Here is a 3199-nt window from a genome sequence, read left to right as displayed (position 1 = left end):
AAAACCACGCTGACTGCTGCAATCACCAACGTTCTGGCGGCCCGCGGCAGTGCCCAGGCCCAGGCCTACGACGACATTGACGGCGCTCCCGAAGAGAAGGAGCGGGGCATCACCATCAACACGGCCCACGTGGAGTACGAGACGGAAAACCGTCACTACGCCCACGTAGACTGCCCCGGTCATGCTGACTACGTCAAGAACATGATCACGGGCGCCGCCCAGATGGATGGCGCCATCCTGGTGGTGGCCGGCACGGATGGCCCCATGGACCAGACCCGGGAGCACATTCTCCTGGCCAAGCAGGTGGGTGTTCCCGCCCTGGTGGTCTTCGTCAACAAAAAAGACATGGTTGACGACGAGGAGTTGCTGGAACTGGTGGAACTGGAAATCCGGGAGCTCCTCAGCAAGTACGAGTTTCCTGGCGACGACATCCCGGTGGTGATGGGATCCGGCTTGAAAGCGCTGGAGGCCATCCAGGGCGGCGCCACGGGCGAGCGGGGCAAGGACGAGTGGGTTGACGGCATCCTAGATCTCATGGACGCCGTAGATGAAAGCATCCCCGAACCCGAACGGGAAGTGGAAAAGCCTTTCCTGATGGCCGTTGAGGACGTGTTCTCCATCACCGGTCGGGGCACCGTGGCCACGGGCCGCATTGAGCGGGGCATGGTCAAAGTCAACGAAGAAGTGGAAGTCGTTGGCTTGAAGGACACCCGCAGGACAACGGTCACGGGCGTGGAAATGTTCCGTAAGCTTCTGGACGAGGGCATGGCCGGAGACAACGTGGGTCTGCTCCTGCGCGGTATTCAGAAGAACGAGGTGGAGCGCGGCATGGTTCTGGTCAAGCCCGGCTCCATCACCCCCCACACCAAATTTGAGGGTGAGGTCTACGTGCTGACCAAGGAGGAAGGCGGCCGTCACACCCCCTTCTTCTGTGGCTACCGCCCCCAATTCTACATCCGCACCACGGACGTGACAGGCCAGATCACCGAATTCACCGCTGACGACGGCTCCAAAGCCGAGATGGTGATGCCTGGTGACCGCATCAAGATAATCGGCGAGTTGATTGTGCCCGTGGCCATTGAGAAGGGTATGCGTTTTGCCATTCGTGAGGGAGGGCGCACCATCGGCGCTGGCGTGGTATCCAAGATCCTCGCCTGAGACCACTGCCTGCACGGGGGAGGGCCACGGTCCTCCTCCGCTCTGCACCTTGACAACTCAACCCCATGGCCCACGCCATCACCTCCGAACCCCTGTAATGACCAGAACCCTTGCGCAACAGAAGATTCGTATCCGCCTCAAAGCTTTTGATAGACGGATGCTGGACATCTCCTGCGAAAAGATCATTGACACCGCAGATCGGACGGCAGCCACGGCCATTGGCCCCATCTCCCTGCCCACGAAGCGGAAAATCTACTGTGTGTTGCGCTCCCCCCACGTGGATAAAGACTCGCGGGAGCACTTTGAAACCCGCACCCATCGGCGGCTGATTGACATCTACAACCCCTCTTCTAAGACCATTGACGCCCTCATGAAGCTTGATCTGCCCAGCGGTGTGGACATCGAGGTCAAGCTCTAGTCACCACACATCCAGCCGTATCCGTCTAGGGTCAAGCAACTTGCTGCCCTACGGCCATGACAAAGCCCCTGGCGGTCAGGGAGCTGCCCCTGTTTTTGTTGTCGGGAGTTGTGCTGTTCCCCCGTGAAGTGTTTCCCCTTCACATTTTTGAATATCGCTACCGGATCATGCTGAAGACGGTTCTGGAGACAGATCAGCGCTTTGGCGTGATCAACTGCGATCCTGAGACAGGTGAGCCCAGTGCCGTGGGCTGTTGTACGGAAATCCTCCAGCATCACCCCATGGAAGGGGACCGCAGCGCCATCGTCACCAGGGGGCAGCAACGTTTCCGCGTCCTGAACCGGGTCCGGGACAACCCCTTCTGCATTGGTCTTGTCAGTTGGCTCGACGATGCTCCCCTCACCACTGACCTCACAGACCTTGTCCAGAAGGTGCATGGCGCCCTTGAGGATGTTGTCAAGCTTTCCGCCAAGCTCTCCGGCAAGGATTTCCGCCTGCCTGAGGATATTCCTTCAGACCCTGAAGACATCTCCTTCTGGCTGGCCTCCCGCCTGGATAATGCAATCACAGCCCAACAGCATCTTCTGGAGACAACGGACACCGCTGATCGCCTGCAACAGGAATACGCGTTGCTGGACCAGGCACGTCGACAACTGGCTGCACGGACAGTACTCAAAGATCTAGAATAAAAGCCTGAAACAAGGAACCAACAATCAGGGACCCCACCCAATGCCTTGGCTCCCGCTTCTGATCAGCGGTGTTCTGTCCCTAGTGCTCTGTGCCTATCTTGCCGGCAAGCGCCCCTATCGGTCTCCACAAAGTGTTGCCGCCAATTACGACCGCTGGACCCGTGACGGTCTCCTGGAGCGGCTTTGGGGAGACCACATCCATCTGGGCTACTACGGTGATCCGCCCCAGCCCCAGGATTTCCGGGCCAGCAAGGCGAGACTGGTCCATGAGCTGGTTCACTGGTCCGGTCTTCACAAGCTGCCGCCAGGCAGCCGCCTCCTGGACGTGGGTTGCGGCATTGGGGGCAGCGCCCGAATTCTGGCCCGAGACTACGGCTTCCAGGTGCTGGGCATCAGCATCAGCAGACAACAAATTGACCGGGCCCGGGCGTTGACGCCAGCGCCCGTCACCTGTCGCTTTGCCGTGATGGACGCCCTGGCCACGCCCATGGCAGACGGGTCTTTTGACGCGGTCTGGACCGTGGAAGCGGCGCCTCACATTGCCGACAAGCAACGCTTTGCCAATGAACTGCTGCGCCTCCTGAAACCAGGTGGCCAACTGGTCATGGCGGATTGGAACCAGCGGGATTTCCGTCAACAACCACTGAGCCGCCTGGAACACATGGTTCTGGGCATTCTGCTGACCCAGTGGGGTCATGCCGCTTTTGCCAGCATGGAAGCCGTCCAGGAGCACCTGCAAGCCAGTCCCTGTGGCTGTGTCAACCTGCACACCGCGGATTGGAGCCGGGCCACATTCCCGGCATGGCCGCAGGCCATCTGGGAAGGGTTCAGACGACCATGGGCCGTGCTCTCCCTGGGGCCGGCCGCGGTGGTGCAGGGTCTTCGAGAAGTGCCTACCATCCTTCTCATGGCCTGGGCCTGGCGGCGTGGGCTC

Annotated in this window: 4 protein-coding genes; all 4 read left to right on the top strand. The window is 60.2% G+C overall.

What is annotated here, in order from left to right:
- The coding region (gene tuf, locus FLM9_RS00610; RefSeq protein WP_074456781.1) for an elongation factor Tu at positions 1-1158 on the top strand (1158 nt) is incomplete at its 5' end.
- Positions 1159-1255: 97 nt separating this feature from the next.
- Positions 1256-1576: a 30S ribosomal protein S10 gene (gene rpsJ / locus FLM9_RS00605; protein WP_074456780.1), complete on the top strand. Its 321-nt coding sequence runs from the start codon at positions 1256-1258 to the stop codon at positions 1574-1576.
- Positions 1577-1632: 56 nt separating this feature from the next.
- Entirely contained in the window at positions 1633-2265 is a 633-nt protein-coding gene (locus tag FLM9_RS00600; protein WP_074456779.1) for an LON peptidase substrate-binding domain-containing protein, read from the top strand.
- A 40-nt stretch (positions 2266-2305) separates the two neighbouring features.
- Positions 2306-3199, top strand: an 894-nt coding sequence (locus tag FLM9_RS07645) for a methyltransferase domain-containing protein (protein ID WP_081340080.1), incomplete at its 3' end; no start/stop codon positions are given.

Origin of the sequence: Candidatus Synechococcus spongiarum, assembly GCF_900047545.1 — a bacterium.
GTDB classification, from domain to species: domain Bacteria; phylum Cyanobacteriota; class Cyanobacteriia; order PCC-6307; family Cyanobiaceae; genus Synechococcus_B; species Synechococcus_B spongiarum_C.
Note: the sequence above shows the minus strand (reverse complement) of the source record. Positions and strands in the feature narration are given on the sequence as shown.

Bases quoted from the DNA above. Each gene is read 5' to 3' on its own strand.
- rpsJ (WP_074456780.1), top strand. From the start codon at position 1,256: ATGACCAGAACCCTTGCGCAACAGAAGATTCGTATCCGCCTCAAAGCT.
- FLM9_RS00600 (WP_074456779.1), top strand. From the start codon at position 1,633: ATGACAAAGCCCCTGGCGGTCAGGGAGCTGCCCCTGTTTTTGTTGTCG.